At 60.0% G+C, this 17,631-nt stretch carries 12 protein-coding genes; 6 read left to right on the top strand and 6 right to left on the bottom strand.

All coding sequences use genetic code 11. The features are described 5' to 3' along the window. Window positions 1-248 precede the first annotated feature (248 nt). Window positions 249-2,012, top strand: coding sequence for a cation:proton antiporter (locus PSEBG33_RS00250; protein WP_005792568.1), 1,764 nt, complete (start codon window positions 249-251; stop codon window positions 2,010-2,012). Between the two features lie 16 nt (window positions 2,013-2,028). Here the strand turns inward: PSEBG33_RS00250 and PSEBG33_RS00255 are convergent, their stop codons facing one another. From PSEBG33_RS00255 to uvrD, 3 genes are all read right to left on the bottom strand, one after another. Further along, window positions 2,029-2,436, bottom strand: a complete 408-nt coding sequence (locus PSEBG33_RS00255; protein WP_005792567.1) for an SMI1/KNR4 family protein — start codon at window positions 2,434-2,436, stop codon at window positions 2,029-2,031. 135 nt (window positions 2,437-2,571) lie between these two features. Continuing rightward, window positions 2,572-3,441 carry a Tim44 domain-containing protein gene (locus PSEBG33_RS00260; protein ID WP_005792566.1) on the bottom strand — a complete coding sequence of 290 codons (870 nt, stop codon included), beginning with the start codon at window positions 3,439-3,441 and terminating at the stop codon, window positions 2,572-2,574. Window positions 3,442-3,674: 233 nt separating this feature from the next. Then, the gene (gene uvrD / locus PSEBG33_RS00265; protein ID WP_005792565.1) at window positions 3,675-5,858 is read right to left on the bottom strand and encodes a DNA helicase II; all 2,184 of its coding nucleotides are present in this window, start codon (window positions 5,856-5,858) and stop codon (window positions 3,675-3,677) included. A 279-nt stretch (window positions 5,859-6,137) separates the two neighbouring features. Between uvrD and PSEBG33_RS00270 the strand changes: the two genes are divergently transcribed. The 3 genes from PSEBG33_RS00270 (at window position 6,138) to PSEBG33_RS29215 (ending at window position 10,385) form a co-directional block, all read left to right on the top strand. Next, a complete protein-coding gene (locus tag PSEBG33_RS00270) occupies window positions 6,138-9,011 on the top strand; it encodes an EAL domain-containing protein (RefSeq protein WP_005792564.1) in 2,874 nt (957 codons plus the stop codon). A gap of 163 nt (window positions 9,012-9,174) precedes the next feature. Next, complete coding sequence (gene hexR / locus PSEBG33_RS00275; protein WP_003177007.1) at window positions 9,175-10,041, top strand: transcriptional regulator HexR; 867 nt, start codon at window positions 9,175-9,177, stop codon at window positions 10,039-10,041. Between the two features lie 146 nt (window positions 10,042-10,187). After that, complete coding sequence (locus tag PSEBG33_RS29215) at window positions 10,188-10,385, top strand: PA3496 family putative envelope integrity protein (RefSeq protein ID WP_087945270.1); 198 nt, start codon at window positions 10,188-10,190, stop codon at window positions 10,383-10,385. Here PSEBG33_RS29215 and PSEBG33_RS00280 read toward each other — a convergent pair. Next, window positions 10,315-11,289 (bottom strand): LysR family transcriptional regulator, encoded by a 975-nt coding sequence (locus PSEBG33_RS00280; protein WP_005792563.1) that lies wholly within the window; start codon window positions 11,287-11,289, stop codon window positions 10,315-10,317. The two genes, PSEBG33_RS29215 and PSEBG33_RS00280, sit on opposite strands and share 71 nt — an antisense overlap. A gap of 196 nt (window positions 11,290-11,485) precedes the next feature. Here PSEBG33_RS00280 and PSEBG33_RS00285 point away from each other — a divergent pair, with 196 nt between their 5' ends. Beyond that, complete coding sequence (locus PSEBG33_RS00285; protein ID WP_003195732.1) at window positions 11,486-12,901, top strand: acetyl-CoA carboxylase biotin carboxylase subunit; 1,416 nt, start codon at window positions 11,486-11,488, stop codon at window positions 12,899-12,901. An 11-nt stretch (window positions 12,902-12,912) separates the two neighbouring features. Continuing rightward, window positions 12,913-14,721: a sodium-extruding oxaloacetate decarboxylase subunit alpha gene (oadA, locus tag PSEBG33_RS00290; protein WP_005792562.1), complete on the top strand. Its 1,809-nt coding sequence runs from the start codon at window positions 12,913-12,915 to the stop codon at window positions 14,719-14,721. Window positions 14,722-14,788: 67 nt separating this feature from the next. Here the strand turns inward: oadA and PSEBG33_RS00295 are convergent, their stop codons facing one another. Continuing rightward, a complete protein-coding gene (locus tag PSEBG33_RS00295; RefSeq protein WP_005792561.1) occupies window positions 14,789-16,180 on the bottom strand; it encodes a hypothetical protein in 1,392 nt (463 codons plus the stop codon). 125 nt (window positions 16,181-16,305) lie between these two features. Beyond that, window positions 16,306-17,607 carry an autotransporter outer membrane beta-barrel domain-containing protein gene (locus tag PSEBG33_RS00300; RefSeq protein ID WP_005792560.1) on the bottom strand — a complete coding sequence of 434 codons (1,302 nt, stop codon included), beginning with the start codon at window positions 17,605-17,607 and terminating at the stop codon, window positions 16,306-16,308. Between the last annotated feature and the right edge of the window lie 24 nt (window positions 17,608-17,631).

The raw sequence follows: 17,631 nt of genomic DNA, 5'->3' as shown, positions 1-17,631 counted from the left end.
CTGCGGGTGCTGGAGTCTTTGCAGCGCCATCCCTAACGGGACGCTGGTGGGCAGCTTGCCGTCACGCGTGCATCGATCTGTTTCCATATATTGCACCGGCTTTTCAGCAGAAGTCGCGGTGTTAACCTTCAAAAGCCCATCTCAGGGCATTTCTTACGATCAAGGCAGACTTTTCCTTCCGCTCTTTGCGACCGTACAAAGGCGGCCGGAAGTGGGAAAAGCGCTGGTACCTCAAGGAGTCCCTCGCCATGCACGCCATCAGCTTTATCCAGGACCTGGCCGTGATCATGCTGGTGGCAGGGGTTGTGACCATCCTGTTTCACCGCCTCAAGCAGCCGGTGGTGCTGGGCTACATCGTCGCGGGTTTTATTATCGGGCCGCATACCCCGCCGTTTGGCCTGATCCATGATGAAGACACGATCAAGACCCTGGCTGAGCTTGGGGTGATTTTCCTGATGTTCTGCCTGGGCCTGGAGTTCAGCCTGCGCAAGCTGTTCAAGGTGGGCGCCACGGCGTTTATCGCGGCCTTCCTGGAAATCGTCCTGATGATCTGGATCGGCTATGAGATTGGCCGCTGGTTCGACTGGAGCACCATGGACTCGCTGTTCCTCGGCGCGATCCTGGCGATTTCCTCGACCACCATCATCGTCAAGGCCCTCAATGACCTGAAGATGAAAGACCAGCGTTTCGCCCAGCTGATTTTCGGGGTATTGATCGTCGAGGACATCCTGGGCATCGGCATCATTGCCCTGCTGTCTAGCATCGCCGTCAGTGGCACGGTCAGCTCAGGCGAAGTGTTCTCCACGGTCGGCAAACTCTCACTGTTCATGATCGTCGCGCTGGTGATCGGCATTTTGCTGGTGCCGCGCCTGCTGGCTTACGTGGCCAAGTTTGAAAGCAACGAAATGCTGCTGATCACCGTGTTGGGCCTGTGTTTCGGCTTCTGCCTGCTGGTGGTGAAGCTGGAGTACAGCATGGTGCTCGGCGCCTTCCTGATTGGCGCGATCATGGCTGAATCCCGTCAGTTGATTAAGATTGAGCGCTTGATCGAACCCGTTCGCGACATGTTCAGCGCGATCTTCTTTGTCGCGATTGGCTTGATGATCGACCCGCAGATCTTGCTGCAATACGCGTGGCCGATCGCCGTGATCACCGTGGCTGTGGTGCTGGGCAAAATGCTCTCCTGTGGCCTGGGCGCTTTTATCGCGGGCAATGATGGTCGTACTTCGTTGCGGGTCGGTATGGGGCTGTCACAGATTGGCGAATTTTCTTTCATCATCGCAGCGCTGGGGATGACTTTGCAGGTGACCAGCGACTTCCTGTACCCGGTGGCCGTGGCTGTTTCGGCGATTACGACCTTGCTCACCCCCTACCTGATTCGCGGGGCTGACCCGCTGTCGTTGAAGATCGCAGCGGTAATGCCCAAGCGCATGAGCCGGGTATTCGGACTGTATGGCGAATGGCTGCGCAGCATCCAGCCCCAGGGCGAGGGTGCAATGCTGGCCTCGATGATCCGCAAGATCATCCTGCAAGTCGGGGTGAATCTGGCACTGGTGATCGCGATCTTCTTCGCTGGCAGTTTTTTCGCGGCGCGCATCGGCGGGTATCTGGAAGGCTGGATCAGTGATCAGAGCTGGCAGAAGGCGTTGATCTGGGGCGGGGCGCTGCTGTTGTCGCTGCCGTTCCTGATTGCGGCGTATCGCAAGCTCAAGGCGCTGTCGATGTTGCTGGCCGAGATGAGTGTGAAGCCGGAGATGGCCGGGCGGCATACCCAGCGTGTGCGAAGGGTGATCGCGGAGCTGATTCCGCTGCTCTCACTGCTGGTGATCTTCCTGTTACTGGCAGCCTTGTCGGCCAGCATTCTGCCGACCAACAAGTTGCTGGTGCTGATCGCCGTGGTCACGGCTGCAGTGGCTGCGGTGCTCTGGCGCTGGTTTATCCGGGTGCATACGCGGATGCAGGTGGCCTTGTTGGAAACATTAGATAACCACAAGGATACGCCGGAGCACTAAAGGTTGGGTGTGGGACTCAGCTTTCCAGCCAGACGTCCCGCGCCCAGTGCCACACCGACTCCCAGGTTTCTTCGGTAACGAGTTCTTCTTCACCGGACCACAGCACCACGGTGCCGTCTTCTTCGACGCAGTAGTAGTCATCGCCGTCCTGGCAGATCGGGATCATGCTGCGGTCGACGCCGGCGTCCCAGGCGTTGGCGGCAACGTCCGGCAGGTAGGTATGGGATTGTGGGTCGGTGACGGTCACCGGCTCCAGGCTGCCGTACACCACGTCGCTGACAGTCAGCAGGAATTCGCGGAAGACAAAGGGGATGTCGATGAACAGTTGTTCCTCGATCTCCACCAGCAGGTCTTCGTCAGGCAGCTCCAAAGGAACCGGGACCGGTTCGTTGGCTTCACGCAATTGTTCGATGATTTCTTCCACGGCCGGGATCCTCTTGCTAGATGGCGCGGTTTATAGGGGCGTTTTATACAGTAGCTCGCTATAAGTGCAACCGTGAAATAGAAAACCCCGGACATGTCCGGGGTTTTTGTTACCGCTTGCTCAAACGCGTGAGTATCAGCCGTTCTGGCGGATACCGGCGACCAGCCATGGCTGGTTCTCGCCCTGGGCACGTTCCATGTTCCAGCTTTCGCTGAACACTTCGCCCTGGTCGAAACGCGACGACTTCGACACGCCGCTGAAGGTCAGGGTGGCGATAGTCTTGTCGGCACGATCATCCACACCTTCAAGCTGTACGCGCAGGTCGTCGATGTAGGTCGACTGGAACGCATCGCCGATCTCGGCGCGTTCGCGCTTGAGGAACTCCAGCAGTTGCGGGGTCACGAACTCGGCAATCTTGTCCATTTCGTTAGCGTCCCAGTGCTGTTGCAGGGACTGGAAGTGGCTGCGGGCCGCTTCTACGAAACGCTCTTCGTTGAACCAGGCCGGAGCATTGATCACCGGACGGGCGGCGGCAGGTGCTGCCGAACCACCGAAGATCGAACCCATGGCTGGCTTCTGCTCGAACACTTCACGCTGCATCGGCGCGCCGGCTGGAGCAAGGTGCTCCTGCTGCTTGCGGCGACGGGCAGCGATAAAGCGGAAGATCACGAAGGCGATGACGGCCAGGATCAGGATGTCGAAGATCTGCATGCCCTGGAAGCCGCCGCCCATGAACATGGACGCGAGCAGGCCACCGGCGGCGATACCGGCCAGAGGGCCCAACCAGCGCGAAGCACCGCCGGCCTTGGCAGCAGCGCCAGCCGCACCGGCTGCACCCGCAGTTGCGGCAGCACCGCCGGCACCGGCGGATGGAGCCATTTGACTGGTTTGGTGAGTCGGCGCTGCGCCAGAGCTTTTGCCGCCACCGAAGCGTTTGGCGTTGGCGTCCAGGCTCATCGTCAAGCCGATGCACAACGCCATGGCGATGCTAAGAAAACGTTTCATAAAGGGAATTCCCATTTGTGGATTGCACGCGCGCCATGTTGCACAGGTGTCGTGGCAGTGGCTAGCGGCATAATGTTTCGGGCTTTTGCGTAAGACCAAATCCGAAGGGTCTGTAGGACTAACTACAGATATTGGCCCGTGCTCTTCTAAAACAAGGGCGGGCCAATAATCTTCATGTTACGCAGTGTTTCTTGTGGCGAGGGAGCAAGCTGCCTCGCCACAAACAGCTCGCTTCAGACCGCTTCGAGCTTCGCGTAACCCATCATCAGCCACTTGCTGCCTTCGGCGAAGTTCACCTGCACCCGGGCCTGGGCACCGGCGCCTTCGAAATTGAGGATCACACCTTCGCCGAAGATCGCATGTTTGACCTGCTGGCCAAGGCTGAACGGGGTTTCAGGAATCTCGGAACCGGCAAACATAGTGCTGGAGTTCTGCTGCTGGCCGCCCCCGAACGGGCGACTGACGCTGTTGGACAGGCGCACTTCCTGGATCAAGCCCTTCGGCACTTCACGTACGAAACGCGACACCTTGTTGTAGGTCTCGCTGCCATACAGGCGTCGGGTCTCCGCGTAGGTCATCACCAGGTTCTGCATCGCCCGGGTAATGCCCACGTAGGCCAGGCGGCGTTCTTCTTCAAGGCGGCCGGGCTCTTCCAGGCTCATCTTGTGGGGGAACAGGCCTTCTTCCATGCCCACCAGGAACACATAGGGGAATTCCAGGCCCTTGGCGCTGTGCAACGTCATCAACTGGATGCTGTCTTCATGCTCATCGGCCTGGGTATCGCCGGCTTCCAGTGATGCATGACCCAGGAAGGCGGCGAGCGGCGTCAGCTCTTCATCTTCCTCGGTGTTTTCAAAGGCGCGGGCAGCGCTGACCAGTTCCTCAAGGTTTTCGACCCGGGCCTGGCCTTTCTCGCCTTTTTCCGCCTCGTGGTAGGCGATCAGGCCGGACTGCTCGATCACGGTCTGGGTCATCAAGTGCAGGGGCATTTCTGCGCACTTGGCGGCCAGGTTCTCGATCAGCTCGACAAACACCCCCAAGGCCCCGGCGGCGCGGCCGGTCAAGCCTTTGTTGGCGATCAGCAAACGCATGGCTTCCCACATCGACACATCGGCATGGCGCGCATGGTCGCGGATCGCTTCAACGGTTTTCTCGCCAATGCCGCGGGCCGGGATATTGATCACCCGCTCCAGCGCCGCATCGTTACCACGGCCTTCGAGCAAGCGCAGGTAGGCCATGGCGTTCTTGATTTCGGCACGCTCGAAGAAACGCTGGCCGCCGTAGATGCGGTACGGGATACGTTCGCGCAGCAAGGCTTCTTCCAGTACCCGCGATTGGGCGTTGGAGCGGTACAGAATCGCGATATCGCTACGGGCCAGCCCGGTTTTCAGCGCGCTTTCGATGGTTTCCACCACGTAGCGTGCTTCATCGTGTTCGTTGAACGCGGCATACAGGTTGATCGCTTCGCCTTCGCCGCCGTCGGTCCACAGCTCTTTGCCCAGGCGCCCGGTGTTGTTGGCGATCAAGGCGTTGGCGGCCTTGAGAATCCCGGCGGTGGAGCGGTAGTTCTGCTCCAGACGAATGGTCACCGCGTCCGGGAAGTCCTCGGAATACTGATAGATATTCTCGATTTTCGCGCCGCGCCAGCCGTAGATCGACTGGTCGTCATCACCCACCACCATGAGGCTGTCGCCGCCCTTGGCCAGCAGGCGCAACCAGGCGTACTGCACGGCGTTGGTGTCCTGGAACTCGTCGACCAGGATGTGGCGGAAGCGCTTCTGGTAATGGGCCAGCAAACCGGGGTTGTCACGCCACAGGTCCAGAGCGCGCAGCAACAGTTCGGAGAAGTCGATCACGCCGGCGCGTGCGCAGGCCGCCTCGTAGGCTTCATAAATGCTGCGCATGGTGGCCAGGAACAAGTCGCCGCTGGCCTGGATATGTTGCGGGCGCAGGCCCTCGTCTTTCTGGCCGTTGATAAACCACTGGGCCTGACGCGCCGGCCAGCGTTGTTCATCCAGGCCCAGTTCGCGGATCACCCGTTTGACCAGGCGTTGCTGGTCATCGCTGTCGAGGATCTGGAAGGTCTGGCTCAGCCCCGCTTCCTGCCAATGGGCCCGCAACAGGCGGTGCGCCAGGCCGTGGAAGGTACCCACCCACATGCCGGCCGGGCTGATGCCCATCAACTGCTCGATGCGATGGCGCATCTCGGCAGCGGCCTTGTTGGTGAAGGTCACCGACAGGATGGAATGCGGGGACGCGTTTTCGACCTGGATCAACCAGGCGATACGGTGCACCAGCACTCGGGTTTTACCGGAGCCAGCACCGGCCAGGACCAACTGACGGCCAACGGGGGCCGCTACGGCCTGGCGTTGGGCATCGTTGAGGGAGTTCAGCAAAAGAGAGAGATCATCGCGCATCGACGCATTCTATGGGCCTAAAGGGGCTCGGGCAAATCCCAATGCCCGGTGGTCGACGCAAAACACTTCGCACACCACCCAGCGGGCAAAGATTCTGTCGCGAGGGATGACCGGTCGGTCATGGGCCGCAGCCCGCGCCGCGTCTTGCTCAAGCTGTCTGGGCCAAAGGTTTGCGGCCCATTGCAGGCGGTTTTTTATGACGTGGGGCAGTTTGGCCCAGGCGCTTGCTTGTGTATGCTCCGTCGACGTTTCGGGTTCACCATTATAAGAACATCGCCTATGACCCTTAGCACTGACCTGTTTGGCCCCTCGGTGGCGCCCGCGCAGGTCATCCGCAAACACTATGCAACCCAAATGGCGGTCGAGCGCACACGCCTGCTGTATCAGGGCTCGTTGCTGCCGACGCTGCTGATGCTGGTCAATGGCCTGGTCTGCGCCTGGTTGCTGTGGAATCCCGAGCACTACCTGCTCGACAGTCTCTGGTTGCTCTGGTTACTCGCTCTGGTGGCGATGCGCGTGATCCAGGTGGCGGCTTTTGATTCGGCCATGCCCAGCCGCCAGGCCCAACCGGTGTGGCGGCGTATGTTCATGCTCGGCTCAGCGGTCAGCGGCCTGACCCTGTCCATTGCCGCCATTGCCCTGGTACCCACCGACAGTTTCATGCATCAGGCCTGGGTGTTCGGCCTGATCGGCGCCGCTACCTTGTCGGCCAGCGTGGCCTATGCCGTGAGCCTTTGGGCCTTCCTGTCATTTGCCTTGCCCTGCCTGTTGCCGGCCATTACTTATCTTTTCTGCAATGGTACCCCACAGCAGCAGGGCTGGGGCGTGCTTGGCCTGATCCTGCTGGCGTCCCTGAGCCTGGTGGCGTGGCAGGTCAACCGCTTGATCCAGCGCGGGCTGTTGCGTCGCTTCCAGAACCAGGCCCTGATCGAGCACCTGCAGCAGGCCCGGCAGCGCAGCGAGCAGCTGAACCTGGAGCTGGTGCGTGAAGTCGAGCAGCGCCGCCAGGTCGAGCAGGACCTGCGCGAAGCCCAAATCGGCCTGCAAGACCGCGTGGCGCAACGCAGCCAGGAACTGGATGCCGCCAGCCTCGCCCTCAATACCAGCGAAGCGCGCCTGGCCATGGCCCTGCAAGCCAGTGAACTGGGCCTGTGGGACTGGAACCTGCAAACCGACGAAGTCCATCACACTCAGCTCAAGGAGCTGTTCGGCCTGGAGCCTGAATACGTCAAGGCGATGCTCAGCCACCTCAAGCCGCGCCTGCACCCCGACGACCTGCCATTGCTCAAGCACGCGCTGGTGGAGCACTTGAAAGGTCGCAGTGAGGATTATCAGGTGGAATACCGGATACGTCATGGCGATGGGCATTGGATGTGGATCCAGGACCGTGGGCGCGCAGTAGAACGTGCGCCTAACGGCCGCGTCGTGCGGATGCTCGGCACGCGCCGCGACATCAGTGCCAGCAAGGCGCTGGAAGAACAGCAACGGCTCGCCTCGACGGTGTTCGAGGCGGCCAGCGAGGGGATCGTGATCCTTGATCCCGAGTACGCGCTGATTGCGGTGAACCAAGCGTTCAGCCGTGTCACCGGTTTTGACATCCACGACATGCTTGGTCGCAATGTCGTGGAGCTGCCCAGCAGTCGCGATGCGCGACGCCACTTCCCGATGATCCGCCAGGCCCTGCTCAGCCATGGCACCTGGCAGGGCGAGTTGATAGAAACGCGTAAAAACGGCGAGCTCTACCCGCAGTGGTTGCAACTGAATGTGGTGCGCGATGTTCGGGGAAACGTCAGCCATATTGTAGGCTTTTTCGCCGATCTTTCGGCACGGCGCGAATCCGAAGAACGTATGCGCTACCTTACTCACTATGACGAGCTGACCGGCCTGGCCAACCGTTCGCTGTTTCGCGAACGGCTGCACGAAGCCCATCAACGCGTGCGCCAGGGCGGGCGCAGCCTGGCGCTGCTGCATATCAACCTGGACCGCTTCAAGCTGCTCAATGACAGCCTGGGCCATGAAGTGGCCGACCAGTTGTTACAGAAAATGGCCCGGCGTTTGATCAATGCGCTGCCCGAAGCCGACACCATTGCGCGCTTGTCCGGCGATGAGTTCGCGGTGCTGTTCGATGCCTACGGCAATTTGTCGAGCCTGGCGCGCGTGGCGACGCGGCTGTTGGCGAAACTGCGGGTACCGGTAACGGTGGAGGGGCACGAACTGGTGGTCAGTGCTTCTATGGGTGTCAGCTTGCTGCCAGATAATGCGCGGGAAATCTCTGCGTTGGTCAGCCAATCGAATATGGCCATGCAGCACGCCAAGCATCTGGGCGGCAATAATTTCCAGTTTTACACCGACAGTTTGCAAGCCAGCACCCTGGAGCGTCTGCAGCTGGAAAACCACCTGCGCAAAGCGATCGAGGAGCGCCATCTGAGCGTGTTCTACCAGCCGAAGTTGTGCCTGGCGACCGGCAAGCTGAATGCCGCCGAGGCGCTGATTCGCTGGGAGCATCCGCAGTGGGGCATGGTGCCGCCGGGGGACTTTATCGGCCTGGCTGAAGAAACCGGCTTGATCGTGCCGTTGGGAGAGTTCGTGCTGCGCCAGGCGTGCTGGCAAGCTTGCGAGTGGCAGCGCCAGGGGCTGGCGCCGATTCGCGTGTCGGTGAACCTGTCGGTGCATCAGCTGCGTCAGGGCAAGCTGGTCAGCCTGGTACGCCAGGTCCTGGAAGAGACCGGACTGGACCCGCAATACCTTGAGTTGGAACTCACCGAAAGCCAGTTGCTCGATAGCGTTGAGCACATCATCGCCACTTTCCAGCAGTTGCGTGACCTGGGGGTGAAGCTGGCCATCGACGACTTTGGTACCGGTTATTCGTCCCTCAGTTACCTCAAGCGTATTCCTGTGGATTACGTGAAGATCGACCAGGCCTTTATCCGTGGTCTCGGTCAGGCGCGTGAGGATGCCGCTATCACGCGGGCTATCATTGCCATGGCCCATGGGCTGGCGCTCAAGGTGGTGGCCGAGGGCGTGGAGGATCAGCAGCAGCTGGATTTTCTGCGCGGTGAACAGTGCGATGAGGTGCAGGGTTATCTGATCAGCCCGCCAATGCACGCCGAAGGGCTGGCGGATTTGTTACGCAAAAATGCAGATTTTTCTTAACGCCGCGTTGGCTGCCTTTATGGCTACATGGCGTCTGCCCGCTGAAACCAGAGGGGAGCAGGGCGATTTAGTGATGCATCGAACGGGCAAAACGACAATTCTTGTAGTATAACTACAAGCTTGCTACATCCCTGGCACCTGCCAATAACAAGAGTCCTGCCCTTTGAACCTGTTGCAACATATCGCCCAGTCGCGCCACCTGTTACGCAAATCGGAACTCAAGGTTGCCGATCATGTGCTGCTTGACCCTGCGGCCGTGATGCACAGTTCCATGGCCGATCTGGCTCACAGCGTGGGTATCAGCGAGCCGACCATCGTGCGCTTCTGCCGCGCCATTGGTTGCTCCGGGTTTCAGGATTTGAAACTCAAGCTGGCGCAAAGCCTGGCGGCCGGCGCGAGCTTTGGCCAGTTTGCCATCCATGAAGACGACTCCGTCGCCGACTACAGCCTGAAAATCTTCGACACCACCCTGCACACCCTGATGGAAGTGCGCGAGAAGCTCGACCCGGTGGAGCTGCAAAAGGCTGTGACCGCGATGTCCCAGGCCCAGCGCGTCGAGTTCTATGGCTTTGGCGCTTCCGGCGCGGTGGCTGCTGATGCCCAGCACAAATTCTTCCGTCTGCTGCTGACGGCCGCGGCCTACAGCGACCCGCACATGCAGGCGATGTCGGCAGTGACGTTGAAGCCCACTGACGTGGCCATCTGTATTTCCCAGTCCGGTCGCTCCAAAGACCTGCTGATCACCGCCAACCTGGTGCGTGAAAGCGGCGCTTCGCTGATCACCCTGTGCCCGAGCCAGACGCCATTGGCGGAGCTGTCCACGGTTAACCTGGCGATCGACGTGCATGAAGACACCGAAATCTACACACCGCTGACCTCGCGTATTGCCCACCTGGTGGTGATCGACGTGTTGGCGATGGGCGTGGCCATGGCTCGCGGCCCGAGCCTGGTCAACCACCTCAAGAGCGTTAAACGCAGCTTGCGTAGCCTGCGTCTGTCACCCAAGTCCGTCAAAGCCCTCGACGACTAAATACCTGCACACAGAGCTCAATGTGGGAGGGGGCTTGCTCCCACATTAGATTCTCCATGCATCCAGAATCTTCATGAGGCTGTCATCCCCCCGTCATCCGTCGCGCCCATCCTGTACTCCCCCGTACTCGCATTGGGAGACTCCACATGACTCGGCACTACGAAGACAGCAACAGCACCGTCAAGACCCGTCGTCAGCAGGAAGACCAGCGCCGCATGGCGTTCCGTCGCGCCATCGAAGACCGTTGCGAAGAGCGCCAGTTGCTCCAGAGCATCAGTGACTACCCGGAACTCCATTGGCAGGCACCCGTGGCTGCCCAGCGAAACGCTCAGCCAGCGCGCTGATCTGCACCCGTTCGCTGCGGATAAAGCCCAGGAACGCATGGGCCACCGGTGACAGGCGTTTGGCCTTGGCCTGCACCAGGCACCAACTGCGGTACAGCGGCAGTTCTTCCACCGGCAGCTCTTTGAGCCCGCCGGTGGCCAGTTCCAGGTTCAAGGCGTGGCGCGTCAGCAGCGCCACACCCAAACCTGCGACCACGCACTCTCGTTGCGCCTCGGCCGAGGCCACTTCCACGGTCTGTGTGAAGTGCACGCGTTTTTCCTTGAAGTACTCTTCGCACGCCAGCCGCGTGCCGGAACCTGGTTCGCGGACAAGCAGCGTGTAAGGCTCCAGGTCTTGCAGGCGCAGCGGCCCTTGCAGGCTCAACGGATGATCCGGCAGCGCCACCGCGACAATCGGATTATTGAGAAACGGCAGGAATTCCAGGCCCATGTCCTGGGGCACCATGGACATGATCACCAGATCATCGCGGTTATCCGAAAGCCTGCGGATTACCTGGGCACGATTGACCACGGTCAGGTGCAGTTGCACTTCCGGGTGCTGGCGCTTGAAAGCTGCAAACAGGTGCGGCACGAAGTACTTGGCGCTCGATTCCACCGCCAGCTTCAGTTGGCCCTGCAGTGAGCCCTGCATGTCCGATAGCTGCATATCGAGGTTTTCCAGGCGTCCGAAAATATCGCGACTGGCCCGTTGCAGGGCTTCGGCGGCCTCGGTCATGTAGAGCTTCTTGCCGACGTAGTCGAACAACGGTTGGCCGATCAGTTCTTCCAGCTGGCGGATTTGCAGGCTGACGGCCGGTTGCGTGAGGGACATTTCCTCGGCGGCACGGCTGTAAGAGCGCAAATCGCACACCTCATGAAAGATCTGAAGTTGCCTTAATGTCAGCCTCATCAATGACTTACGCATTATTTATCCCCTCTCAGCCCCGGCCATACCGGCAACTATAAGTCTTTGCTTATGCATGACCCAATAATTATTGATTTTTGTTAATCCCTTGGCGGGCTTAGTGTGTGTCTCGCGACTGTCATGAAACATTTGGTCACGCGCCGACCCACCTCAAGCGGGTCGAAAAACGCAGCAATCGGCTCAAGGGAATTTCCAAGTGATAAAAAAGATCCTGATCGCCAACCGTGGTGAAATTGCCGTACGAATCGTGCGTGCCTGCGCCGAGATGGGCATTCGCTCGGTCGCGGTTTACTCGGACGCCGACCGCCACGCGTTGCACGTCAAACGTGCCGACGAAGCCCACAGCATCGGTGCCGAGCCCCTGGCCGGCTACCTCAACCCGCGCAAGCTGGTGAACCTGGCGGTGGAAACCGGTTGCGACGCGCTGCATCCCGGCTACGGCTTCTTGTCGGAAAATGCCGAACTGGCGGATATCTGTGCCGAGCGCGGCATCAAGTTCATTGGCCCTTCGGCCGAAGTGATTCGCCGCATGGGCGACAAGACCGAAGCGCGCCGCAGCATGATCAAGGCCGGTGTGCCGGTCACTCCCGGCACCGAGGGCAACGTCGCGGATATCCACGAAGCGCTGACCGAAGGCGACCGCATTGGTTACCCGGTGATGCTCAAGGCCACTTCCGGTGGTGGCGGGCGCGGTATCCGTCGTTGCAACAGTCGCGAAGAACTTGAACAAGCCTTCCCCCGCGTCATTTCCGAGGCCACCAAGGCGTTCGGCTCGGCGGAAGTGTTTCTGGAAAAATGCATCGTCAATCCCAAGCACATCGAAGCGCAGATCCTCGGTGACAGCTTTGGCAACGTGGTGCACCTGTTCGAACGCGATTGCTCGATCCAGCGTCGCAACCAGAAGCTGATCGAAATTGCCCCCAGCCCGCAATTGACGCCTGAACAGCGCGCCTACATCGGCGACCTGTCGGTGCGTGCGGCCAAGGCCGTGGGCTACGAGAACGCCGGTACCGTGGAGTTCCTGCTCGCCGAGGGCGAGGTGTACTTCATGGAGATGAACACCCGGGTGCAGGTGGAACACACCATCACCGAAGAAATCACCGGCATCGACATCGTCCGCGAACAGATCCGCATTGCCTCGGGCCTGCCGCTGTCGGTGAAGCAGGAAGACATTCAGCACCGTGGTTTCGCGTTGCAGTTTCGCATCAACGCCGAAGACCCGAAAAACAACTTCCTGCCCAGCTTCGGCAAGATCACCCGTTACTACGCCCCCGGCGGCCCCGGTGTGCGTACCGATACAGCGATCTACACCGGCTACACCATCCCACCGTTCTACGACTCCATGTGCTTGAAACTGGTGGTGTGGGCGTTGACCTGGGAAGAAGCCATGGACCGCGGCCTGCGTGCCCTGGACGATATGCGCCTGCAAGGCGTGAAGACCACCGCCGCCTACTACCAGGAAATCCTGCGCAACCCGGAATTCCGCAGCGGCCAGTTCAACACCAGTTTCGTGGAAAGCCACCCTGAGCTGACCAACTACTCGATCAAGCGCAAACCCGAAGAGCTGGCCCTGGCCATCGCCGCCGCCATCGCCGCCCACGCAGGCCTGTGAGGAATATAAGAATGAGCAAGAAGATTTTCGTAACCGACACTATCCTGCGCGACGCCCATCAATCGTTGCTGGCCACTCGTATGCGCACCGACGACATGCTGCCGATCTGCGACAAGCTCGACAAAGTCGGCTACTGGTCCCTGGAAGTCTGGGGTGGCGCAACGTTCGACGCCTGCGTGCGCTTTTTGAAAGAAGACCCGTGGGAGCGCCTGCGCAAACTGCGCGCTGCGTTGCCCAACACGCGCCTGCAAATGCTGCTGCGTGGCCAGAACCTGCTGGGCTACCGCCATTACAGCGACGATGTGGTCAAGGCCTTCGTGGCCAAGGCTGCCGTCAACGGTATCGATGTGTTCCGCATCTTTGACGCCATGAACGACGTGCGTAACCTGCGTGTGGCCATCGAAGCGGTCAAGGCTGCCGGCAAACATGCCCAGGGCACCATCGCCTACACCACCAGCCCGGTGCACACCGTCGATGCATTCGTGGCCCAGGCCAAACAATTGGAATCCATGGGTTGCGACTCTATCGCGATCAAGGACATGGCCGGCCTGCTGACTCCTTATGCCACTGGCGAACTGGTCAAGGCGCTCAAGGCCGAGCAGAACCTGCCGATCTTTATCCACTCCCACGACACCGCGGGCCTGGCTGCGATGTGCCAACTCAAGGCTATCGAAAACGGCGCCGACCATATCGACACCGCCATCTCCAGCTTCGCGTGGGGCACCAGCCACCCGGGCACCGAGTCGATGGTCGCCGCCCTTAAAGGCAGCGAGTTCGACACCGGCCTGGACCTGGAGCTGCTGCAGGAAATTGGCCTGTACTTCTACGCGGTACGTAAAAAGTACCACCAGTTTGAAAGCGAGTTCACGGCAGTCGACACCCGTGTGCAGGTCAACCAGGTACCGGGCGGGATGATTTCCAACCTGGCCAACCAGTTGAAAGAGCAGGGCGCCCTCAATCGCATGAGTGAAGTGCTGGCCGAAATCCCACGTGTACGTGAAGACCTCGGCTTCCCGCCGCTGGTCACTCCAACCTCGCAGATCGTCGGCACCCAGGCGTTCTTCAACGTGCTGGCCGGTGAGCGCTACAAGACCATCACCAACGAAGTGAAGCTCTACCTGCAAGGCGGCTACGGCAAGGCCCCGGGCACTGTGAACGAAAAGCTGCGCCGTCAGGCCATCGGCAGCGAAGAGGTCATCGACGTTCGTCCGGCTGATTTGCTCAAGCCGGAAATGACCAAGCTGCGCGGTGAAATCGGCACGTTGGCCAAGTCCGAAGAAGACGTGCTGACCTACGCCATGTTCCCGGATATCGGGCGCAAATTCCTTGAAGAACGCGACGCAGGCACTCTGGCCCCTGAAGTCCTGCTGCCGATTCCGGAGGCAGGCGGTGTGGCACGTGCCGGTGGCGAAGGCGTGCCGACTGAATTCGTCATCGACGTGCACGGTGAAAGCTACCGTGTGGACATCACCGGTGTCGGCGTGAAAGCTGAAGGCAAGCGCCACTTCTACCTGTCCATCGACGGTATGCCAGAAGAGGTGGTGTTCGAGCCGCTCAACGAGTTCGTCAGCAGTGGCGGCAGCAAGCGCAAGCACGCCACCGAACCCGGCCATGTCAGCACGGCGATGCCGGGCAATATCGTTGATGTGCTGGTCAAGGAAGGCGACGTGGTCAAGGCCGGCCAGGCTGTATTGATTACCGAAGCCATGAAGATGGAAACCGAAGTGCAGGCCGCGATTGCCGGCAAGGTGACCGCTGTTCATGTGGCCAAGGGCGACCGGGTCAACCCGGGTGAGATCCTGATTGAGATCGAAGGCTGATAACAGCCTTCGACACTACCGCTTAATCCTCGGGGGGGCAGGTGCCCTCCTTTTTTTTGCCTGGAATTCAGGCCTCTGTAGAGGGTTGGCGCCTGAAACTGACAAAGACCCCGCTGGGTGTGTAGATCAGCCTCGGCGTCAAGGTTTTAAGGTTGCTGGTGATCCTGTTGAAGCGTCCCTCAATCTGAGCAGCGTCGATAACACGTAACTGGCGGGTAAGCAGTTCGTCGTTTTCGTGTTCGACCTGGATATTCAGTGTTGTGCCCTTGAGGCGGGCGCTGTTGCCGACTTTCAAGGTGCTGTGCGCTTCTTCCATGCCGAGGATGAAGGCCAGGGTCGACCCGTTTGCCAGGTCAAGGTCGTGCTTGATTCGCGTCTGGCTTTTCAGCGCAGGGTCCAGCAGCAGCGTGCCGGCAACGTCAAGATTGGTTACCGTGCCTGCGGTGTAAGTTGCGCCTGCATCAATCGTCATTGAGCCACCGATGTGACTCTGGTTGATCAGCGTTGCCCCGCGAGAGACTCGGCCGTGCTGATTGGCGTCCAGCGCACCGTCGAGGGTCCAGGAACCGCTGCCTATCCACAGGTGCTGGATACGGCGGGCGCCGTTGAAAGTGCCACCTTGGACATCGTCCAGCACGACGTGATTGGTGCCACTGCCACCGTCTACTTTGCCGTTGAATTGAGCGTTACCGCGCACAGTCAACACATCATCGCCACCCCCCATATCCAGGGCGATGCCTTTGGTGCCGCTTATCAGCCCATCGTTGGTGACTTGGTCATTGTGTTCTCCGATCAGCCTGACGCCGTAGCCGTTGCGACCGGTGATGATGCCCTCGTTGATCAACGAGGTGCTCCCATAGGCCGGCCCCAAGTCCCCATTGTCTACCAGCACCCCATGATGTGCGCCGCGAATAACTCCACGGTTATAGATTTCGCCGCCGCCCATGGCGATGCCTTCGCTGGTGTTGGGGGCTCCGTTCTTGTCCGCGCCATTGGCCCCGGTGCCTTCAATGAGCCCGTAGTTGTGCACGCGTGCACGTTTGTCGATGTCCAGGCCATCACCGTCGCCATCATTCTCTTTGGATCGCTGGGCATCCGCGCCCCTGATGATGCGGTAGTTGACGACGTCTGCATTGCCCTTGGATTTCAGACCGGCCCCTTTATGGCCGATGATTACGCCGTGATTGATCAGCGTCACATCGTCGGTGGCTTTGATGCCGTTGCTGCCACCCGCTACCGCTCCGTGGTTGACGATTATGCTTTCTGCGCTGTTCGCGCTTATGCCGCTATACGACTCCTTGAAGCGCGTGGAAGGCCCGGTGGATATGTGCCCGTAGTTGGTAAAATGACCACCGGTGGCGAGTTCGATAGCGTTACTTTTTTCAGCATAAACAGGGGCTGTTGCCGGACAGCCAGGCAGGGGGATATAGGCCGCAAGCTGGTGGGGTACTCGTAACATTGGGTTTCGACCTCAAGTGTGCTTGAGGTCGAAAACTAACGCAGGTAACAGCCGACAGATGTCGGCTGGCAGAGCAGATGATTGTAAGAAGGCTCGCTGTCGGGATGTCGTCTGACGATGCTCGGTTAAAAGCTCATCGTCCATTGCCCCTTCAAACCCTGGTTGCGGCTATGGGTGCCAGCTTGGCCGCTGTAAGCCAGGCCCAGGGTGTGTTGCTTGGATAACGCAAGATCAAGGCCCAGGTTTACGTCGAGGCTATTGCGGTCCAGGGACGTGCCGGTAATGGTGAAGCCATCAAGCGCAACGGGTGCATTGCGATAGGTTTGGTGCACCTGGCTGTCAACCGCGCCGTAGAGGTGTTTCCAGCCGGCGCTGAGGTGAGGCGTGAGGCTGACCTGATCATCGAGCCTGTAAACCGTCGCCAGGCGCAGGCCAACGGTGCTGTTAAGGTTCTGCTGGGTCTGCGCGCCGACGTTCAGCGCGGTCAGGCCGCCACTTTCCTTGAAACCGTCGCGGTGATGACGCTGGTAGCCGAGGCCAGCGAAAGGCTCGATGTGGAGGTCCTGGCTGCCCAATTGATAGCCCAGCTCAGAGAACAGCGTTTGGCTTTGGGCATCGTAACGAGACTTGAGCGAGTCCTTGTAATCGAGCAGGTTGACGTCGCGCCGATTGGTCCCGGCATGGCTGCTGTAAATCGCCCCCAGGCGAAGGGCCAGCGGGCCGTCCTGACGCACCGCGTATGCGCCCAGGTGCAAGCTGTCCAGTTCGGTGGAGAAGCGGTGCGCCTTCAGGTCACTGGCGGATTTTGCCCCCATAACACCCACACGCCAGGCGTTATCCACTGCCCAGTCGGCGCCCAGCATCAGACCCTTGCTATCGTGCTTCAGTCCGGCGCTGCCGCTTCGTGGGTCGAGGTGGCCGCCGTTACTCAACCCTTGTACCCAGAAACGACCGTTGTCGTCGTCGGGCAGGTTGCGCAGGGACGAGAGCAATTGGCTGCTGATGTGGCTGGTGACGGCGTATGTGGCGCTGAGCAGGTTCGCGTTCTGGCTACCGGCCAATTGCTCCAGGGCTGCGCCGATCCCGCCGGGCTGTGCGGCGAGTGCGTCATTTACCTTTTGCAGCTCCTTGAGCTCCTCCGAGGTCAATTCGCCGGACTTGAGCAGTTCAAGCAGCGCCGGCTCCAGCACCTTGGCCACTTGCACGCCATTGTAGGTGGAGGCTTGGCCAATGAAGTAGCCGGGGTAGGGCCCAGGGATTGGCGGCGTACCGACTTCAGGTTCGAAGGCCCACTCAGTGTCGAGCGAATCATAGGGTTGGTAAGAAAATGATGTGTATTCGATGTCACCCCGCGCTTGTGCAGGTTGCACACTGACGGCAATAACAAGGCTGATGAACGCTGCGATTCTTTGGGATGTAAAGGGCATGAATTCCCGACCTCTGATGAATGA

This window comes from Pseudomonas synxantha BG33R, assembly GCF_000263715.2.
GTDB lineage: Bacteria > Pseudomonadota > Gammaproteobacteria > Pseudomonadales > Pseudomonadaceae > Aquipseudomonas > Aquipseudomonas synxantha_A.
This window is presented reverse-complemented; position numbering and strand designations above follow the sequence as displayed.

Bases quoted from the DNA above. Each gene is read 5' to 3' on its own strand.
- PSEBG33_RS00250 (WP_005792568.1), top strand. From the start codon at position 249: ATGCACGCCATCAGCTTTATCCAGGACCTGGCCGTGATCATGCTGGTG.
- PSEBG33_RS00260 (WP_005792566.1), bottom strand. From the start codon at position 3,441: ATGAAACGTTTTCTTAGCATCGCCATGGCGTTGTGCATCGGCTTGACG.
- uvrD (WP_005792565.1), bottom strand. From the start codon at position 5,858: ATGCGCGATGATCTCTCTCTTTTGCTGAACTCCCTCAACGATGCCCAA.
- PSEBG33_RS00270 (WP_005792564.1), top strand. From the start codon at position 6,138: ATGACCCTTAGCACTGACCTGTTTGGCCCCTCGGTGGCGCCCGCGCAG.
- PSEBG33_RS29215 (WP_087945270.1), top strand. From the start codon at position 10,188: ATGACTCGGCACTACGAAGACAGCAACAGCACCGTCAAGACCCGTCGT.
- PSEBG33_RS00280 (WP_005792563.1), bottom strand. From the start codon at position 11,289: ATGCGTAAGTCATTGATGAGGCTGACATTAAGGCAACTTCAGATCTTT.
- oadA (WP_005792562.1), top strand. From the start codon at position 12,913: ATGAGCAAGAAGATTTTCGTAACCGACACTATCCTGCGCGACGCCCAT.
- PSEBG33_RS00295 (WP_005792561.1), bottom strand. From the start codon at position 16,180: ATGTTACGAGTACCCCACCAGCTTGCGGCCTATATCCCCCTGCCTGGC.
- PSEBG33_RS00300 (WP_005792560.1), bottom strand. From the start codon at position 17,607: ATGCCCTTTACATCCCAAAGAATCGCAGCGTTCATCAGCCTTGTTATT.